16 protein-coding genes are annotated in these 17667 nt (G+C 72.2%); 11 read left to right on the top strand and 5 right to left on the bottom strand.

Features of this window, described 5'->3' with window-relative positions; translation table 11 throughout:
- The first annotated feature begins 6 nt into the window (after positions 1 to 6).
- The 3 genes from ACZ470_RS14210 (at position 7) to ACZ470_RS14220 (ending at position 1985) form a co-directional block, all read left to right on the top strand.
- The gene (locus tag ACZ470_RS14210; protein WP_468427149.1) at positions 7 to 438 is read left to right on the top strand and encodes a DoxX family protein; all 432 of its coding nucleotides are present in this window, start codon (positions 7 to 9) and stop codon (positions 436 to 438) included.
- Positions 439 to 664: 226 nt separating this feature from the next.
- Positions 665 to 1183 carry a lytic polysaccharide monooxygenase auxiliary activity family 9 protein gene (locus tag ACZ470_RS14215; protein WP_468427150.1) on the top strand — a complete coding sequence of 173 codons (519 nt, stop codon included), beginning with the start codon at positions 665 to 667 and terminating at the stop codon, positions 1181 to 1183.
- A 67-nt stretch (positions 1184 to 1250) separates the two neighbouring features.
- On the top strand, positions 1251 to 1985 hold the full coding sequence (locus ACZ470_RS14220) for a chitinase (RefSeq protein ID WP_468427151.1): 735 nt from the start codon (positions 1251 to 1253) through the stop codon (positions 1983 to 1985).
- An 81-nt stretch (positions 1986 to 2066) separates the two neighbouring features.
- On the opposite strand, the gene ACZ470_RS14225 is transcribed toward ACZ470_RS14220, so the two are convergent.
- A complete protein-coding gene (locus ACZ470_RS14225) occupies positions 2067 to 2414 on the bottom strand; it encodes a DUF1330 domain-containing protein (RefSeq protein WP_468427152.1) in 348 nt (115 codons plus the stop codon).
- 162 nt (positions 2415 to 2576) lie between these two features.
- Here ACZ470_RS14225 and ACZ470_RS14230 point away from each other — a divergent pair, with 162 nt between their 5' ends.
- The 4 genes from ACZ470_RS14230 (at position 2577) to ACZ470_RS14245 (ending at position 8311) form a co-directional block, all read left to right on the top strand.
- Positions 2577 to 3377: an alpha/beta fold hydrolase gene (locus ACZ470_RS14230; protein WP_468427153.1), complete on the top strand. Its 801-nt coding sequence runs from the start codon at positions 2577 to 2579 to the stop codon at positions 3375 to 3377.
- A gap of 995 nt (positions 3378 to 4372) precedes the next feature.
- The gene (locus ACZ470_RS14235) at positions 4373 to 4558 is read left to right on the top strand and encodes a hypothetical protein (RefSeq protein ID WP_468427154.1); all 186 of its coding nucleotides are present in this window, start codon (positions 4373 to 4375) and stop codon (positions 4556 to 4558) included.
- A 104-nt stretch (positions 4559 to 4662) separates the two neighbouring features.
- Positions 4663 to 6744, top strand: coding sequence for a DUF4139 domain-containing protein (locus ACZ470_RS14240; protein WP_468427155.1), 2082 nt, complete (start codon positions 4663 to 4665; stop codon positions 6742 to 6744).
- Positions 6745 to 6751: 7 nt separating this feature from the next.
- On the top strand, positions 6752 to 8311 hold the full coding sequence (locus ACZ470_RS14245; RefSeq protein ID WP_468427156.1) for a mucoidy inhibitor MuiA family protein: 1560 nt from the start codon (positions 6752 to 6754) through the stop codon (positions 8309 to 8311).
- Between the two features lie 21 nt (positions 8312 to 8332).
- On the opposite strand, the gene ACZ470_RS14250 is transcribed toward ACZ470_RS14245, so the two are convergent.
- Positions 8333 to 9505, bottom strand: a complete 1173-nt coding sequence (locus ACZ470_RS14250; RefSeq protein WP_468427157.1) for an epoxide hydrolase family protein — start codon at positions 9503 to 9505, stop codon at positions 8333 to 8335.
- 71 nt (positions 9506 to 9576) lie between these two features.
- Positions 9577 to 10998, bottom strand: coding sequence for an MFS transporter (locus tag ACZ470_RS14255; RefSeq protein WP_468427212.1), 1422 nt, complete (start codon positions 10996 to 10998; stop codon positions 9577 to 9579).
- Between the two features lie 333 nt (positions 10999 to 11331).
- Between ACZ470_RS14255 and ACZ470_RS14260 the strand changes: the two genes are divergently transcribed.
- The 4 genes from ACZ470_RS14260 to ACZ470_RS14275 all read left to right on the top strand — a co-directional run bounded on the left by ACZ470_RS14260 (position 11332) and on the right by ACZ470_RS14275 (position 16005).
- Positions 11332 to 12222 (top strand): hypothetical protein, encoded by an 891-nt coding sequence (locus ACZ470_RS14260; protein ID WP_468427158.1) that lies wholly within the window; start codon positions 11332 to 11334, stop codon positions 12220 to 12222.
- Between the two features lie 144 nt (positions 12223 to 12366).
- Entirely contained in the window at positions 12367 to 13281 is a 915-nt protein-coding gene (locus ACZ470_RS14265; protein ID WP_468427159.1) for an AurF N-oxygenase family protein, read from the top strand.
- A 49-nt stretch (positions 13282 to 13330) separates the two neighbouring features.
- On the top strand, positions 13331 to 14866 hold the full coding sequence (locus ACZ470_RS14270) for an FAD-dependent oxidoreductase (protein WP_468427160.1): 1536 nt from the start codon (positions 13331 to 13333) through the stop codon (positions 14864 to 14866).
- Between the two features lie 71 nt (positions 14867 to 14937).
- Positions 14938 to 16005 (top strand): DUF475 domain-containing protein, encoded by a 1068-nt coding sequence (locus tag ACZ470_RS14275; RefSeq protein ID WP_468427161.1) that lies wholly within the window; start codon positions 14938 to 14940, stop codon positions 16003 to 16005.
- A gap of 37 nt (positions 16006 to 16042) precedes the next feature.
- Here ACZ470_RS14275 and ACZ470_RS14280 read toward each other — a convergent pair whose 3' ends face one another.
- Positions 16043 to 16531 (bottom strand): hypothetical protein, encoded by a 489-nt coding sequence (locus ACZ470_RS14280; RefSeq protein WP_468427162.1) that lies wholly within the window; start codon positions 16529 to 16531, stop codon positions 16043 to 16045.
- 48 nt (positions 16532 to 16579) lie between these two features.
- The gene (locus ACZ470_RS14285) at positions 16580 to 17644 is read right to left on the bottom strand and encodes an NAD(+)/NADH kinase (RefSeq protein ID WP_468427163.1); all 1065 of its coding nucleotides are present in this window, start codon (positions 17642 to 17644) and stop codon (positions 16580 to 16582) included.
- Positions 17645 to 17667: the final 23 nt, after the last annotated feature.

The raw sequence follows: 17667 nt of genomic DNA on the forward strand, positions 1-17667 counted from the left end.
ACAACGATGAGCACCGCACGCCTGAACGACCGGCTCGCCGGCCATCAGCCTCTCGTTCTGGGCCTGTTCCGCATTGTCCTCGGCCTGTTGTTCACCAGCGAGGGCGCCGCCACGGTCTTCGGCGTACTGGACAGGAAGGCCAGCCCGACGGGTGACTGGCCGTTCTGGTACGCGGGCGTGATCGAGCTCGTCTGCGGTTGCCTCATCCTCCTCGGGGTCGTGACCCGCGGCGCGGCGTTCCTCAGCTCGGGTGCGATGGCCTTCGCGTACTTCACCGAACACCAGAAGGACGGTCTGTTCCCCCTTCAGAACGGCGGCCTGTCACCGGCCCTGTTCTGCTGGGGCTTCCTGCTCCTGGTCTTCTTCGGGCCCGGCGCCCTGTCCTTGTCCGGCCTTCTCCGCCGAGACGCCCCCGGGCACGCCGTCGCCCACTCTTGACAGGGTCACGCTTACCGCTTGTATGGTCTAGTCCAACAGAACTCACCGCTCCGCTTTGTGAGTTGATCCTTCGCGGGCCCCGACCACTTCCCCGCGAGGACGGTGAGTGCGCGCCACCTTCGCGCCTCTTGGCCCCACCCACGAGCGGTCGTCCCGTCGCGTGCGCGGTCCCCCACATCCCTGACCGCGCACGCCCCGGGGACGATCCGATGTGAAGGAGTTCCTCATGCGTACCAGCAAGAAGACCGCCGCGCTGATCGGCGCGGCTCTCGCCCCCGTGGTCGCCGTAAGCCTCCCCGCCTCGTCGGCGAGCGCCCACGGCTACATCTCCGATCCGCCCAGCCGCCAGGCCCAGTGCGCGGCGGGCACGGTCTCCTGCGGGGACATCACCTACGAACCGCAGAGCGTCGAAGGCCCCAAGGGGCTGAGCAGTTGCAGCGGCGGGAACAGCCGCTTCGCCGAACTGGACGACGACAGCAAGGGCTGGACCGTCACACCGGTCCCGAAGAACACCACCTTCTCGTGGAAGCTCACCGCACGCCACGCGACCAGCACCTGGGAGTACTACGTCGGCGGTCAGCGGATCGCCGTGTTCGACGACGGCGGGGCCCAGCCGGGCGAAGTGGTGAACCACCAGGTCGACTTCGGCGGACTCACCGGACAGCAGAAGGTCCTCGCCGTCTGGAACGTGGCTGACACCACCAACGCCTTCTACGCCTGCATCGACGTCAACGTCGGCGGCTGACAGGAGACCGCCGCCCGGTCACGACGCGCGCGTCTTCCCCCCACCACCGAGCAGGAGAGCCGATATCGTGCACCCCCGCACCCTCCCACTGCTGGCCGCCACCGGCGCGGCCGCTGCCCTCTGCACCCTCGCGCTGGCCCCGACGGCCACGGCCCAGAAGACCGACCGGCACACCGCCGCCGCGGAATTCGTGGTCAGCGAGGCGCAGTTCAACGCCATGTTCCCGAACCGGAACCCCTTCTACACCTACAGCGGGCTCACCGCCGCGCTCAGCGCCTACCCCGGTTTCACCAACACCGGCAGCGACACCGTGAAGAGGCAGGAGGCCGCCGCCTTCCTCGCCAATGTCAGCCACGAGACCGGCGGGCTCGTCCATGTCGTCGAGCAGAACACCGCCAACTACCCGCACTACTGCGACGCGACCCAGCCGTACGGCTGCCCCGCCGGCAACGACAAGTACTACGGTCGCGGACCGGTCCAGCTGAGCTGGAACTTCAACTACAAGGCCGCCGGTGACGCCCTCGGCGTCGACCTGCTCAACAACCCCGACCTGGTGCAGAACGACGCGTCCGTCGCCTGGAAGACGGGCCTGTGGTACTGGAACACCCAGAGCGGGCCCGGCACGATGACACCGCACGACGCCATGGTGAACGGCGCCGGGTTCGGCGAGACCATTCGTGCCATCAACGGCAGCCTCGAGTGCGACGGCGGCAACCCGGCACAGGTGCAGAGCCGCATCGACAACTACACGCGTTTCGCCGGCCTCCTCGGCGTCGATCCCGGCGGCAACCTCAGCTGCTGACCACGCGGCACGGCGGCCCGACCGCCGCTGGGGCCGGCACCGAACGGTGCCGGCCCCGTCGCCGTGCCGGACTTCCTCGACTCAGTCGGCGGACAACGTCTCCCGCATGGCCTTCGCCGTGGCGGCGGAGTCGTAGCCGTCGGGCACGCCCTCGACCAGGATGATGTCCCCCTCGATGTGCCGGGAGCGCAACGGGGCGATCTCCTGGTAGGCGGGCGAGTCCCACCAGGTCCGCGCCTCCGCGATCCCGGGGAAGCCGATCACCACGACATGCCCGGGCCAGGTGCCCTCCTTCACCTCGTGCTCCGTGCCGTGCACGAGGAAACGGCCGCCGTACGGCTCGAAGGTGGCGGGAATGCGCTCGATGTACTCCACGACATCCGGGTGCGGTGCGGCCGGCTGCAAATGGGCTATGGCGTAGGCGGGCATGGTGTCCTCTCCGGTCCGTTCGACTCCGTACGTCCGTGATCCTGGCACCCGGGAGGGTCGGGGCGCGATGACCTGTCAGGTAAGGCCGGCCCCGACGGGCTGTGAGACCGTGGGGCGAGGCGTGGAAGCCGAGCGCGGGCCGGGAGGCTGGACGTGGGCGAAATGATCAATGCGGATGGCGTCGACCTCTGGGTCGAGCGTCGGGGCACCGGTCCCGACGTCCTCCTCATCGCCGGGCTCGGCGATGTCGCCGAGGCGTGGCAGTCACAGCTCGACGGGCTCTCGGACCGCTACCGCCTGACCGCCTTCGACAACCGCGGTGCCGGACGCACACCGCTGCCCGACGGGCCGCTCTCGGTGCCCCGGATGGCCGAGGACGCCGCGGCACTCCTGCGCGCGCTGGACGTCCCGAACGCCCACGTCGCCGGTTTCTCCGGGGGCAGCTTCATCGCCCAGGAACTGGCACTGGGCCATCCGGAACTCGTCCGCAGTCTCGTCCTGATGAGCACCTGCGCCCGGCCGGACGCCTATTTCCGCACCATGACGGGCTTCTGGCACTGGATGGCCGAGCGCGCCCCGAGCGAGCGGGCCATGCTCGAGGCGTTCTACCTGTGGGTCTACACACCGCGTGCGCACGCGGACGGAACGGTCGACCGGATCATCGACGAGGCGCTGGCCTTCCCCCACCCCCAGTCCACCGAGGCCTTCCAGCGGCAGCTCGCCGGGTTCGGCGGCCACGACACGCTCGACCGGCTCGCGGAGATCACCGTGCCGACGCTCGTCCTGGCCGGAGAGCTGGACATCGCCACGCCACCACGCCTCGGCCGGGAAGTCGCGGAGAGGATCCCGGGCGCCGGATTCGAAGTGCTGCCGGGAGAGGCGCACCAGCCCTTCCAAGAGGCGCCCGAGGTGTTCAACGCCCGCGTCGACGCCTTCTGGCGCGAGGTCGACGCACGGGGCTGACGGGACCCCGCCCCGCACACCGTGCGCGTCACCCGGACGGGCGGACCGACCTGACGGGTGGCACGGCATCCAGCCCGACGCGACAGGCACCCCGCCAGGTCCCGTAGGACAGTGAGACCATGAACCGTCACCGACGCCCACCCCGGCGTGCCCCGTGGATCGCGGGCGGCGCCGCCGTGCTCGTCCTCGGCGGCATCGGTGTGTGGGTGTTGGTCGGGCAGGACGGCGGCACACCCCGGCCCGAGCCCTCGGCCACGAACGACCTGTCCCTTCCGACGCTCAACCCGCTGCCGTCGTGGACGTTCGAAACGGAGCCGTCGACCACGGCACCGGGAACGCCGCCCCGCACGCTGTCTCCCACGCCGACCGCGTCCCGGCCCCGTCAGCCGACCGCGCCGAGCCAGGGGCCGACGAGCCGCCCGGTGCCGCCAGGCCAACGGCCCACGACCGAGCCCGCACCACCGAGCCGGGGGCAGACGACCCAGCCGGTACCGCCCGGCCAACGGCCCACCACCGAGCCGGGCCGGCCGACCCGTGAGCAGGCGACGCAGCCGGTACCGCCCGCCCCGAAACGGACGGCCGAGCAGCCCGCACCGGCGACCCGGCGGCCGGCCAGTCAGCCGGCACCGCACAGCCGCCGGCCGGAGGCCCGCCCGACCGCGACCGGCACGTCGGCCGCCCGGCCCCCGAAGACGAGACCGGCGTCGCCGCCGGCACCGAAGCGATCCACAGCGCCCAAGCCGCCGGCACGGACCGCGGAGCCGAAGCACCCGCCCCGGTCCGCGACGCCCGAGCCCCCGCCCCGGTCCGCCACCCCCAAGCACCCGCCGCCCGCCGCGACACCTGCGCCCTCGGACTCGCGCTCGGCGCGAACGCCGACGACCCGCCCCAAACCCTCGACTCATGTGTCGCCGCCGCCCGTCAGGACCTCCGCGCCGGCGTCACCCACCCGGCAGCGCACGACACCGACACCGACGAGCGGCGTCGGCAAACGGGTGACCACCACGTGGTACACCTCGTCGGCCGCGACGGCCGCCGCCGGACGAATGGCCGCCGCCGGGCGGGTCGGTGACCCCGTCTGCGCCATGGCGGCCGTGGGGCAGCCGGATCCCGGCCTGGTTCCGTGGAACAGCCGTATCGGCATCGGACACCACGGCGCCTACTGGTGTCTGATCTGGTGAGACGGCGTGTGGCGGCGGCCGGCCCGAGGTGACGGATCGGGGTGATCAGCCGTGCGCCACGGCGTAGGCTGCCCTCGGCACGAGACGGCGGGGTGGGGAAGCGCATGACGGCAGGGACGGCACCGAGGTGGGCGTCGGCACTCGATTCGGTGGTGGTGTACGCGCAGGGCGCGCTCTGCCGTCGCCTGGCCCGGGGCACCGTGCCGCCGGACGGACGGGTACGGGTGGCCGGACTCCCCCGCTCGCTCGACCCGCAGTCCTTGCGGGCCCGCGTCGTCGGTGCGTCCGGAGCACGCGTCACCGAGGCCCGGGTTGAGGTGGAGGCCGAGGCCCTCGACACGGAGCTGCGCGACGAGTTGCAGCGCGAGGTGGAGCGGCTGCTCGACGACTGTGCGGCGGCGCGGGGCCGCCGTGACCGGCAACTGGGCCTGATCGAGGAGGTCGGGGCGCTGCGTCCGGTGCCGCCGGCCCGCCGACGGGACGATCCGCACCGCCGCACCCCGGTCGACGCCTGGCTGGAGCTCTCCGACTTCGTCGACGAGCGCCTGACCGGGCTGCACCGCCGACTCAGCGAACTGGAGGAGGAGCTGCGCCAGGTCGAGCACGAGCTCGTCGTCGCGGAGGACAGGCTCTCCCGTGCCTCCGACGACGCTCCGTCGGCCCACGTGGCCCGCTCGTCGTGCGCCGTCCTCACACTCGACGGCGCGGGCGACGCGGAGGTGGAGGTGGAGGTGGAGTACGGGGTGCCCGGCGCGGTCTGGGTGCCCACGTACCGCCTGACCCACCGTCAGGGCGAGGGCTCGGGAAGCCTGTTGCTGCGCGCCTCGGTCGCCCAGCGCACGGGTGAGGACTGGACCGGGGTGCGGATCGCCCTGGCCACCGCCGACCTGCGCCGGCGCACCGATCTGCCCCGGCTCCGCTCGGTCCGGATCGGACGCAGCCAGCCCGCTCCCGCCCCTTCGGGCTGGCGTGAACCACCGGCCGGGCTGACCGACCTCTTCGCCGGTTTCGACACGGCGGGTCCCCGGCCCGACACCGGCGGTTCACGCTCGGCGGCCGTAGCCGGCTCCGCTCCCCTGCCGCCCGCGCCCGCACCGCCGGCCTACGGCGGGCCGCCCGCCCCGCCTCCCATGCCCGGTGGCGCGGAGGGCCCCTTCCCCCAGGCGGCCTTCGGGGGTGCCCCCGCTGCCTCCGCGCCTGCGTCCATGTCCCCGCCGCGCGGCAAGCCCCGTACCGGCGCCCGGCCCGCGGCCGCCCGCGCCCCACTGGCACCCGCGGCTCCCGGGGCGGCACCACCCCCGGCGCCCGGGGCTCCCGTCGAGTCCGCACCGACGGCGCCCGCGGCCGGTCCTCCCCAGCCGGACGGCGCCGAACTCGACTACACCGCGCTCGTCCTGTGCGGCCCGGAGGAGCCGGACGGTCGCCGGGGCAGGCTGTTCCCGGGCGCCGGCTTCGACCCGGTGACCGCCGAGTACCGCCGCCGCGCCGAGACGGTGGCCGCGCTGCGCCTTCCCGGACACGCCGTGCGGCCCCGTGAGTCGGCGGGGTCCTTCGACCACCGGTTCGACGCCGCCGCCCCCGCCGACATTCCCTCGGACGGCACCTGGCACACCGTCACCGTCGGCGAGATCCCGGTCGGTCTGCGCACCGAGTACATCTGCGTACCGTCCGTGGAGCAGACCGTGTACACGACGCTGGTGCTGTCCAACGCCACCGATCAGGCCCTGCTGGCCGGCCCGGTGGAGGTCGGGGTGGACGAGGACTACGTGCTGACCACCGCCCTGCCCACCCTCGCCCCGGGCGGTGTGTGCCGGGTGGGGCTCGGGCCGGCCGAGGCCATCGGGGTCACCCGCCGTACGAATCTGCACGAGTCGACCTCGGGTCTGCGCAACAACGTCACCGTGCTGGAGCACCGCGTCCACGTGGAGCTGGCCAACCGGCTCGCGGTGCCCGTCTCCGTCGAGGTGCGCGAGCGCGTGCCCGTCACCTCCGACCCGGACGTCCGGATCGAGGAGCGGGCCGACTGGACGGCGCCCGAGGAGGGCGCGGGCCCGGAGCACCACGAGCCCGGCACCCGCCTGTGGCGGATCGAGCTGCCCGCCGGCGGCACCGCCGCCCTCGACGGCGGCTACGACATCCGCATCCCGGCCGGCAAGGCCCTGACCGGCGGCAACCGCAGGAGCTGACACAGTCATGTCCACCTCTTCCGAGCCCATCCCCCTCCCCGTCACCGCCGTCACCTGTACGGAGGACCGGGCCCACGTGGAGCGCACCACCGTGCTGGAGCTGCGGGCCGGCACCCAGCGGCTGCGGCTCGGTCCGGTCGGCGCGACGGCGGTCGACCGTACCCTCCATGCCGAGCTGACGGCCGACCACCCGGCGACCGTGCTGGACGTGCGGATCGTGCGCACGTGGACCCCGCGCGGGCCCAAGCCCGCCGAGGACGACTCCGCCCTGCGCCGCCATCTGACGGCCCTGGGCGAGGAGCGTACGGACCTGGAGCAGCGGCGTGACCGGCTGCACGCCCGGCGCGATCTGCTCGGCCGTCTCGCCGCCGATCTGCTGCGGGAGATCGGCGAGGGCGCCGGCTTCGGGGAGGCCGAACGGGACCGCTGGACCCGGGAACTGGACCGGGTGGACGGCGAACGCGAAGAGCACGGCGAGCAACTGCGCGCCGTGGAGGCCCGGCTGACCGCCGTCGCCTCCGAACTCCTTGAGACGCGGCGGGCCTTGGAGCTCTCCGAGACGCGACCCACCGAGTTGGTCGGCCACATCGAGCTGACCGTCCATGCCGCGGCCACCGGGCCGGCCGAGCTGCGTCTGAGCCACCTCACCCCGTGCGCGCTGTGGCGCCCCGCCTATCGGGCCGTACTCGACGGGGACTCCCTCACGCTGGACACGGAGGCGACGGTCTGGCAGCGCACGGGCGAGGACTGGTCGAACGTACGGCTGACCCTGTCGACGGCCCGCTCCGCGCGGGCCACGGAACCGCCCCGGCTCGGCGAGGACCGGCTGACGCTGGAGGATCGCTCCGCGGCGGAGCGCCGCACCGTCCACGTCGATCTGCGGGAGGAGGAGATCGCGGACCTGGGGCCCGCCCCCGTGCTCGGGCTGCCGGGAGTGGACGACGGCGGCGAGGTACGGGTGCTCCACTCCCCCGCGCCCGTCTCCGTGCCCTCGGACGGCCGTGCCCACCGGGTTCCGCTCTCCTCCTTCACCTCGCCGGCCCGCAGTGAGTACGCCTGCTCGCCCGAGCTGTCGACCCTGGTCAGTCAGGTGGTGCGGTTCGACAACCTGTCCGGGCACGCGCTGCTCGCCGGGCCCGTCGACCTCATCGGCGGCAGCGGCTTCGGCGGACGCGGCACCCTCGACTTCACCGCCCCCAGTGCCCCCGTCGAGCTCGCCTTCGGCAGCCGGGACGACCACCGGGTCGTGCGGCACACCGAGGAGACCCGTGACACCACCGGACTCACTCAACGGACGGTCCTCACCCGCACGGTGCGGCTGCACCTCTCCCGGTTCTCCGCGCCGGGCGAGCACGGCGACCGGGTGATCGTCGTCCGGGAGCGCGTCCCGGTCTCCGAGGTCTCGGCGGTGGAGGTGCGGCTGCGCCGCGACGCCTGCTCCCCCGCGCCCGACACGATCGACGAGGACGGCATCGTCCGCTGGGACGTCCCGCTGGCCCCCGGCGGCCGGCGCACGGTCACCCTCGTCTACGAGGTCTCGGCGAGCAGCAAGGTCTCCGGGCTGTGAGTCCGCGCCCGTAGGGTGTCGTCAGCCCGTCGCCGTCCGGTAGGGGCGGAAGAACGCGCGCAGTTCCTCCGCGTAGGCCTCGGGCTCCTCGAACGGTGCGAAGTGACCGCCCCGCGCGGGTTCGTTCACGTACACGACGTTCGTCGTGCGTTCGAGCCACGCGCGGGGCGGGCGGACGACGTCACCGCGGAAGAGCGAGAAACCGGACGGCACCTCGACCCGGCGTGCGAGTTGCTCGGGCGGGATGGCGGCGTTCGCGTGGTACATGCGCATCGACGACGCGATCGTCCCCGTGAGCCAGTAGAGCGTGACGTTGGTGAGGATCTCGTCCTTCGTGAAGCTCCGTTCGATGTCGCCGCCGCAGTCGCTCCATGCTCGGAGCTTCTCGACGATCCACGCGGCCAGCCCGGCGGGCGAGTCGGTGAGTCCGAACGCGGCGGTCTGGGGCTTCGTGCGGTGCACGGCGCCGTAGGCGCCCTCGCTCGCGCCCCAGGCCCTGACCTCGTCGAACCAGGCGCGCTCCTCGGCCGTGAGATCGGCCGGGTCGCCGGTGAGGACGGGCAGACCGGCGTCCATACGATGGACGGCCGCCACCCGGTCGGGGTGGTCGAGTGCGAGGTAACGGCTCACATGACTGCCGAGGTCCCCGCCCGCCGCGCCGAACCTCGGGTAGCCGAGGACGTCCATGAGCTCGGCCCACAGGCCGGCGACGGCGATGGAGTCGAGCGGCGGGCCGCTCGGCCGGTCGGAGTGTCCGTAGCCGGGCAGGTCGGGTACGACCACGTCGAACGCGTCGGCGGGGTCGGCTCCGTGGGCGCCGGGATCGGTCAGCAGCGGGACGACCTTGGAGTAGCGCCAGAACGAGTCGGGCCAGCCGTGGCTGAGGACCAGCGGCAGGACGGGGCCGGCCGGCGCGACCGCCCTGGCGTGCACGAAGTGGATGCCGAGGCCGCCGAGCCGGACGCGGAAGCGGGGAAGCCGGGCGAGTGCCGCCTCCTGGGCCGGCCAGTCGAAGCCGTCCGCCCAGTAGGCGGTGAGCTCCCGCAGGTAGGCGACATCGGTCCCGAGCGACCAGCCGGCCTCCTCGGGCGTGTCCGGCCAGCGCGTCGCACGCAGCCGTGCGCGGAGGTCGTCGAGCGTCGCGGACTCGGTCCGCGGGGTGAAGGGTTCCGGGTGAGGCCGCGAGTCCGACATGGCACGCATGCTAACGCGGCACTTCCCGCCGTGCCCGTCGTCGCGCGGTGGGGTCACAGGGCAACGGGCGCTCAGAACTTCGGTGTCGGGGCCTGCGCCTGCACCAGCTCCGCCGCCTCCTCCTCGGTCTGCACGGAGGGCGGTGAACCGTCGAGCGGCTGCTGCGCCGTCTCCTTCATGCAGGCCACCGCGACGACACCGACCAGGGCCGCGGCCATCGAGTAGTAGGCCGGCATCATGTCCGAGCCGGTCACGTCGATCAGGGCGGTGATGACCAGGGGTGTCGTGCCGCCGAACAGCGACGCGGAGAGGTTGTAGCCGACCGACAGGGAGCCGTAGCGCACCGGTGTCGGGAACATGGCCGGCAGCGCCGCCGACATGGTGCCGAGCAGGCACACCAGCGACAGGCCGAGCGTCAGCATGCCGGCCGACACCGCGAGCAGGCTGCCCTGCCGCACGAGCAGGAACGCCGGGGCGGACAGGAAGAAGAAGCCCAGCATGCCGGTCATGAGCAGGGGCCTGCGGCCGAACCGGTCGTTCAGCCGCCCCACCTGATTGATGATCAGCATCAGCACGACCATGGTGGCCACGAGGATCAGCAGTCCGTGGGTCTCGCTGTAGTGCAGCTCGTCCGAGAGGTACGTCGGCATGTACGACAGCAGCATGTAGTCGGTGATGTTGTACGCGCCGACCAGGGCGATGCACAGCACCAGCGTCGGCCAGTACTCCCGGAAGATCTTGGCGAGGTCGCCGTGGGCGGTGGTCTCCACCGAGTCCGCGGCCTCGGTGATGTGGACATTGCCCTGCTCCAGCTTCAGATACGCCGGAGTGTCGTCCAGCTTCAGCCGCAGGTAGATGCCGACGATGCCCAGCGGCCCGGCCACCAGGAACGGGATGCGCCAGCCCCAGGCGTCCATCGTGTCGGTGCCGAGCCAGGTGGTGAGCGCCGTGACCAGGCCCGCCGCGCCGGTGTACCCCGCCAGCGTGCCCAGTTCCAGGAAGCTTCCGAAGTAGCCGCGCCGCTTGTCGGGGGCGTACTCCGCGATGAAGGTAGAGGCGCCGCCGTACTCGCCGCCGGTGGAGAATCCCTGGAGCAGCCGGAAGACGATGAGCAGCAGCGGGGACCAGAAACCGACGGCCGCGTACGTGGGGAGCATGCCGATCGCGGCCGTGCCGATCGCCATGAGGATCATCGTGAGCGCGAGCACCTTCTTGCGGCCGACCTTGTCACCCATCGGCCCGAAGACCATGCCGCCGAGAGGACGCACCAGGAAGGCGACGGCGAAGGTGGCGAAGGACGACAGCAACTGCGCGGTGTCGCTTCCGGAGGGGAAGAAGACCCGGCCGATGGTGCCCGCCAGATAGGCGTAGATGCCGAAGTCGAACCACTCCATGGCGTTGCCGAGGGAAGCTGCCTTCACCGCGCGCTTGACCGCCCGTTCGTCCGTCACCGTGATGTCCGACCGGCGCAGCCGCGGATTGCGCCGGCGCATGGCGGCACGGAACAGGGTCGGGTGGCGGCTGACCGCCGCGGAGGGGGGCACGGGCCCGTTGTCGGTGGGGGACGTGGCTGGCTTCCTTTCCGGGACAAGCCGTAGGAAACGGAACGTATCAGCGTCTTCGGGGAGGCGCCCGACAGCGCACCGGCCCGGGTGACGTGTCCCGCGACGCGGACCGGGAGGCCCCTTGGGGACGGTTCTCACCTGTATGCCCCAACTGCGCTGGTCGCCCGGCCGGACCGGTGGTGCCGTGGGAGGAGCAAGGGAAGGAGACGCCCACGGCAGGTCGGCGCCGGGGGCGGTCGTACCGGTTCTCAGGAGGCATTCGTGACCACCCCTCGCTCGATCGTCCGCTCGTCCCGCGTCCTGGCCGCCGTGCTGGGCACCGGGACGCTGCTCGCCACGGCTGCCTGTTCGAGCGCGGACAACGGTGCGCCACCCGAGCAGGGGGCCGCCACCACGGCGGTCGAGCGGGCCGCCGCGCAGACCACCCCACCCACGTCACCGTCGCCGACCACCTCGCCCACCACGTCACCCACGACGTCCCCCACGACGTCACCCGCCGCCGAACTCACCGAGACCGGCGCGCGGAACGCGCTGATCACCGCGGCCGACATCGAGGACGACTGGACCCAGGTCAGGAACCCTCAGGACTGGAAGGACTCCCTGCTCGTCGGACAGGTCGACGTGGCCGCGTTCATCGAGGGCAGGAGCGACGCGGCGGACTGTCAGCGTCTGGTCGACTCGCTCTACGACGAGACCCTGCTGGGCCGCCCGTCCGGGGCGTCGGCGCTCAACGGCTTCCAGCAGGGCGACTCCCGGCTGCTCTACCAGGTCGCCGCCTACGAGAAGGCGGACCTCGACGAGTCGATGACGTGGCTGAGGTCGCTTCCCGACACCTGCGACCAGTTCACCCTGACCGGCGGCGACAACGAGGACCGCACCGTCCAGGTCGTCGAGGCGTCGCTGCCCGAGGAGGGCGACGCCCGGCAGGGTCTGACCGTGACGGTGAAGGGCTCCAGCGACGGTGAGCCCGTGACCCTCACCCTGGACGTCGCCGTCGTGCAGATCGGCGAGAACGCGATCACCGTCACCAACGGCGGGCTCGACGGCGCCGCTCACGAGACCACCACGGCCGCCGTGGAGCAGGGCACGCAGCGGCTCCAGGAAGTCCTGGCCGGCCGCACGCCGCAGCCCACTCCCAGCGGCGTCGACTGACCTGGGCGGCGCACCTGGGCTCCCGCGTCGACTCCGACTGCTACTTGGGGGTAGGAACCCGGCTCCTCTTGCTATAAGGTTCGTCAGCAAGCGCGGGGGTTACCCGTGGTAATGGTGCATGGAGTCGACTCGAGGAGCCTCAGCATGGCCATCAGCACCTCCCCGTCGGAGGGCACGAACCAGCCCTACGACGACGGCGTAGCCCGGCGGCTGCTCGACTCGTCCGCGCAGCTCTCCTACGATCCGCTCACCGAGGTCGACTGGGAAACGCCGCTCGACACCGGCTTCCACGGCGCCAGCCCGGAGTGGAGCACGCTCTACGGAACGGCGTACTGGGAGGAGTTGACCGAGGCGCAGCGCAAGGCGCTGACCCGCCAGGAGGCCGCGTCCGTCGCCAGTACCGGCATCTGGTTCGAGATGATCCTTCAGCAGATGGTGTTGCGGGACATCTACGCCAAGGACCCGACGGACGACACCGTCCAGTGGGCGCTCACCGAGATAGCCGACGAGTGCCGGCACTCGATCATGTTCGCCCGCGGCGCGAAGAAGCTCGGGGCCCCGGCCTACCGCCCGCACCGGATCGCGGTCGAACTGGGGCGGCTCTTCAAGACGGTCGCCTTCGGGGAGGCCGCGTACGCGGCGATCCTGGTGGCCGAGGAGGTCCTCGACGTCATGCAGCGCGACTGGATGCGCGACGAGCGGGTCGTCCCCTTCGTCCGCACCATCAACAACATCCATGTCGTCGAGGAGTCGCGGCACATGAAGTTCGCCCGCGAGGAGACGCGCAGGCACCTCGCGCGCGCCGGGCGCGTACGCCGTCAGGTCCACTCCCTCCTGATCGCCGTCGCGGCCTATGTCATCGTCACCAGCATGGTGAACCGGAAGGTCTACGCGAACGCCGGTCTGGACGAGGAACGCGCGGTCCGCGAGGCGAAGGCCAACGAGCACCACAAGTCGATGATGCGCGCGAGCTGTTCGGGCCTGATGGAGTTCCTGGCCTCGGTGGGCCTGCTCACCGGGCCCGCGCTCCACTTCTACAAGCGCGCCAACCTCATCTGACACCCTTCAGCCCCCACCTCGATTCCGGCCTTCGGCGGAGCGGACGACCATGGCTTTCGCGATCACCCAGACCTGCTGCAACGACGCCACCTGTGTGTCCGTCTGCCCGGTCAACTGCATTCACCCCACACCCGAGGAACGGTCCTTCGGCAGCACGGAGATGCTGTACATCGACCCGAAGAGCTGCATCGACTGCGGTGCCTGCGCCGACGCCTGTCCGGTGGACGCCATCCTGCCCGTCGACCGGCTGACGGGCGCGCAGCGGGAGTACGCGCGGATCAACGCGGCCCACTTCGAGCGGTCCTCCGAGCCGGCGGAGAAGGCGGCGCAGGAACCGCCGGGTCCGAGCCCGGTCTTCCACGCCTGGGGCGAACCGACCTTCGACCGCGTACTGCCCTCGGACTTCGGGCCGCTGCGCGTCGCCGTCGTCGGCACCGGTCCGGCCGGCATGTACGCCGCCAAGGACCTGCTGCTGCACACGCGGTCGGAGATCACGCTCATCGACCGGCTGCCGGTCGCCGGAGGGCTCGTCCGGTACGGCGTGGCGCCGGACCACCCGGCCACCAAGAAGGCCGGCGAGGCCTTCGCCCGCTTCCACACCCATCCGCGGGTGCGGATGTATCTGGGCCTCGACGTGGGCACCCACATCACGGCGGAGGAACTCGCCGCCCACCACGACGCGGTGATCTACGCGGTGGGCGCCGCCACGGACCGGCGGCTCGGCATCCCGGGCGAGGACCGGCCCGGCAGCGTCTCCGCGACCACCTTCGTGGCCTGGTACAACGGGCATCCGGAGGTCGCCGCGGACGCCGTCGACCTGTCGGCCGAGCGGGTCGTCGTGGTCGGCAACGGAAACGTGGCGCTCGACGTGGCCAGGATCCTGGTGTCGGACCCGGGGGGGCTGGCGGGCACCGAGATCGCCGGTCACGCGCTGGCGGAGCTGCGCCGCAGCAAGGTGCGCGAGGTGGTGCTGCTCGGGCGCCGCGGCCCGGAGCACGCGGCGTGCACCAGGCCGGAGCTGCTCGCCCTGAAGCACCTCCCGGGCGTGGACCTGCTCGTCGACGACCACGATCCCCGCATCGGCGGGGCGATCGATTCCGCCGGCCCGGACGACAAGGCGGCGGTGCTGCGGGGCGTGGCACGGGAAGCCGTCGACTGGTCCCTGTCGCCTGGTGCGGAAGGACGGCAGCGGCGCATCGTGTTCCGGTTCCTCTCCTCCCCGGTGGCGGTGTGCGGGGAGGACGGCACCCGGGCCGTGCGCGTCACCGGCGGCACCGGTGAGCTGGAGATTCCGGCCGGTCTTGTCCTGCGGGCGGTCGGATACCGCGGGGTGGCCCAGGCGGGGCTGCCGTTCGACGAGGCCACTGGGACCGTGCCGCACGAGCACGGCCGGGTGACCGGCAGGCCGGGTACGTATGTCGTCGGCTGGATCAAACGCGGGCCCTCGGGTGGCATCGGTGCCAACCGTGCCTGCGCGGCCGAAACCGTCGGTTCCCTGCTGGCCGACGCGGTGGCAGGCGCACTGCCCGCGCCGGCCGGCGGGCCGAGGGCGTTCCGCCGCCTCGTACGCCGCCGGCGCCGCTGACTCCCGCGCGGGGCACGGGAAGGAGGCCCGTCGTCCGGTGACGGGCGCGACGAGAGAGCGGAGAGTGCAGCGTGCTGCTGAGGACATTCCGCTGGGCCTTCGCCGTCACGGCCCTCGGCCTGGTCGCCGGAGTGCTGTACGACGGCTGGACGGCTCTGGGACTGGTCGCCATCCTCGCCGTTCTGGAGGTCTCGCTGTCCTTCGACAACGCGGTGATCAACGCCGGCATCCTGAAGCGGCTCAGTGCCTTCTGGCAGAAGATCTTCCTCACCATCGGCATCCTGATCGCCGTCTTCGGCATGCGGCTGCTCTTCCCCGTCGTCATCGTCACCGTCAGCGCGCGGCTCGCGCCGTCCGAGGCCGTCCACCTCGCGCTCACCGACAAGGAGCGGTATCAGCGACTCGTCACCGACGCGCATCCGTCGATCGCCGCGTTCGGCGGGATGTTCCTGTTGATGATCTTCCTCGACTTCGTCTTCGAGGACCGCGAGACCAAGTGGATCGGCCCGGTCGAACGGCCCCTGGCCAGGCTCGGCCGGATCGACATGCTGTCGGTCTGTCTCGCTCTCGGCGTTCTCCTCGCCACCTCCATGACATTCGCCGCCCACGCCCACCAGCACGGCGGCACCCACGCCGACAAGGCGCAGACGGTCCTCGTCTCGGGCGTCGCGGGACTGATCACCTATCTGGTCGTCGGAGGGCTCTCGGGGTTCTTCGAGGGCAGGCTGGCCGACGAAGAGCGCGGGCAACGGCCGGGAGGCGGGTCCGCGGTCCCCCTGTCGGGCAAGGCCGCGTTCTTCACCTTCCTCTACCTCGAGGTCCTGGACGCGTCCTTCTCCTTCGACGGCGTGATCGGCGCCTTCGCCATCACCAACGACATCGTGCTGATGGCCCTGGGCCTCGGCATCGGCGCCATGTACGTCCGGTCCCTCACGGTCTACCTGGTCCGCCAGGGCACCCTCGACGACTACGTCTATCTGGAGCACGGCGCCCACTACGCGATCGGGGCGCTCGCCCTCATGCTGCTCGTCAGCATTCAGTACGAGATCAACGACATCGTCACCGGCCTCGTCGGCGTCACGCTCATCAGCGCCGCGTTCCACTCGTCCGTCCGCCACAACCGCTCCGAACGCCGGTGAGGTCAGTGGGGGTACGGGGCTGGTGCGGGCCGGGTCGTCACCACGCCAGCGTGAGTGAACCGCCGACGGGCAGCGTGTGCCAGCGGTCGGCGTGCTCGTCGAACCGGGCCACGATCCGGTCGACCACCGGGGGGATCTCGCCCGCCGTCACATAGGCGGGCAGCTGCTCCGCGTGGCCGCGCCGCACCTCCCACACGGGTACGGCGATGCCCGCCAGGTGCTCCGACAGGGCCATGTCCGCCTGGGCCCGGGGGGACGACTTCACCGGCTTGGACTTGCGGCGTCTGGCGGCCTTGGCGCGTTCCGCCGGGTCGGCGGGCCAGAACAGGCCGTTGTCACCGGCGGCCAGCCGACCGTAGACCCCGAGCTCGATGCCCGCCTCCGCCTCGACGAGGAAGTGCACCAGGTCGTGCGGCAGATACGGATGCCCGCCGGGCCCGTTCCGGGGGGCGAGCGCCGCCCCGGTCTCGCGGTGCACCGCGATGTCGTAGCTCGTGCCGGGGCCCTTGGTGAAAACGACGCGCATCACCGCACGGTACGAGACGGTCGTCGCCGGGCGCACCTCGATATCGGGTCACTCGGCCGCGGCCGTGGCGTGCGGCATGGCGAGGTGGGCCAGGTCTCCCGGCGGCGGGCTGCTCACCGGCCAGAGGGGTGCGGGCACGCCGTCGGCCACGGCGGCGGGCGCGTCGGTGAGGTTCATGCGGTCACGGAGGCGGCCGTAGAAGTCCATCGGGCCCAGTCGTGCGACCCGCAGTCTGCGGGGCGACGCGTACACGCCGATCCAGTCGCCGGGGCCGATCACCCCGCGGAGCTGGCCGTCGATGCTGACCGCGGCGCGGCCCGAGCGTTCCAGCACCCGCAGCCCGATGGGTTCGTCCGGAGCGGCCACGACCGAGCGGTTGAACGTCATGTGCGGCGCGACCGGTGTGAACACCAGCATCTCGGCGCGCGGTGAGACCACGGGACCGCCGGCGGCGAAGCTGTAGGCGGTGGAACCGGTGGGGGTGGCCACCAGCAGGGCGTCGGCGGAGTAGGAGGCCAGCAGTCGGCCCGCGATGTACACCCCGACCGAGACCTGACGGTCCCTGGCGAGCTTCTCCAGTACCACGTCGTTGAGGGCGGCCACGTCCAGCGGGACGCCCCACTCGCCGCCCGTCTCGCAGTCGGAGCGCACGCTCGTCGGGGGCAGCAGCGGGCCCCGGCCGTACTTCATCAGCGCCTCGATGTCCGGGGGCACCTCCAGCCGGCGTGAGGCGCGCATCGTCAGGAGCAGGCGCCGCTCCACGTCCAGCCGGTTCTCGCGTACGGCGTCCAGCGCCGCGCGGACCTGGGTCATGGGCACTTCGGTCAGGAAGCCCACCCGGCCGAGGTCAACTCCCAGTACGAGTGCCCCGATGGCGGCGGCGAGCCGGGCCCCGCGCAGGAAGGTGCCGTCTCCGCCGAGGGTGACGATCAGGTCCGGATCGCCGGCGGCCGCCACCTCCTGCCGGGCGCTGTGCCGTCCGCCGTCGTTCCACACGTCGATGTCCTTGCAGGCGACGGCGTGCTCGGCGCACCAGGCCCGGACCGTGCGAGCGGCCTCCGTGGCCTCGGGACGTCCGCCGTGCACGACCATGCCGACCCGGTTCACCGTCATCTCCGCCTCCCGACCGTGCGTCC

This window comes from Streptomyces sp. NPDC031111 (genome assembly GCF_055570675.1).

What these genes read in the sequence shown, in the direction of transcription:
- ACZ470_RS14210 (WP_468427149.1), top strand. Translation starts at nt 7, where the DNA reads ATGAGCACCGCACGCCTGAACGACCGGCTCGCCGGCCATCAGCCTCTC.
- ACZ470_RS14215 (WP_468427150.1), top strand. Translation starts at nt 665, where the DNA reads ATGCGTACCAGCAAGAAGACCGCCGCGCTGATCGGCGCGGCTCTCGCC.
- ACZ470_RS14225 (WP_468427152.1), bottom strand. Translation starts at nt 2,414, where the DNA reads ATGCCCGCCTACGCCATAGCCCATTTGCAGCCGGCCGCACCGCACCCG.
- ACZ470_RS14230 (WP_468427153.1), top strand. Translation starts at nt 2,577, where the DNA reads ATGATCAATGCGGATGGCGTCGACCTCTGGGTCGAGCGTCGGGGCACC.
- ACZ470_RS14240 (WP_468427155.1), top strand. Translation starts at nt 4,663, where the DNA reads ATGACGGCAGGGACGGCACCGAGGTGGGCGTCGGCACTCGATTCGGTG.
- ACZ470_RS14245 (WP_468427156.1), top strand. Translation starts at nt 6,752, where the DNA reads ATGTCCACCTCTTCCGAGCCCATCCCCCTCCCCGTCACCGCCGTCACC.
- ACZ470_RS14250 (WP_468427157.1), bottom strand. Translation starts at nt 9,505, where the DNA reads ATGTCGGACTCGCGGCCTCACCCGGAACCCTTCACCCCGCGGACCGAG.
- ACZ470_RS14255 (WP_468427212.1), bottom strand. Translation starts at nt 10,998, where the DNA reads ATGCGCCGGCGCAATCCGCGGCTGCGCCGGTCGGACATCACGGTGACG.
- ACZ470_RS14265 (WP_468427159.1), top strand. Translation starts at nt 12,367, where the DNA reads ATGGCCATCAGCACCTCCCCGTCGGAGGGCACGAACCAGCCCTACGAC.
- ACZ470_RS14270 (WP_468427160.1), top strand. Translation starts at nt 13,331, where the DNA reads ATGGCTTTCGCGATCACCCAGACCTGCTGCAACGACGCCACCTGTGTG.
- ACZ470_RS14280 (WP_468427162.1), bottom strand. Translation starts at nt 16,531, where the DNA reads ATGCGCGTCGTTTTCACCAAGGGCCCCGGCACGAGCTACGACATCGCG.
- ACZ470_RS14285 (WP_468427163.1), bottom strand. Translation starts at nt 17,644, where the DNA reads ATGACGGTGAACCGGGTCGGCATGGTCGTGCACGGCGGACGTCCCGAG.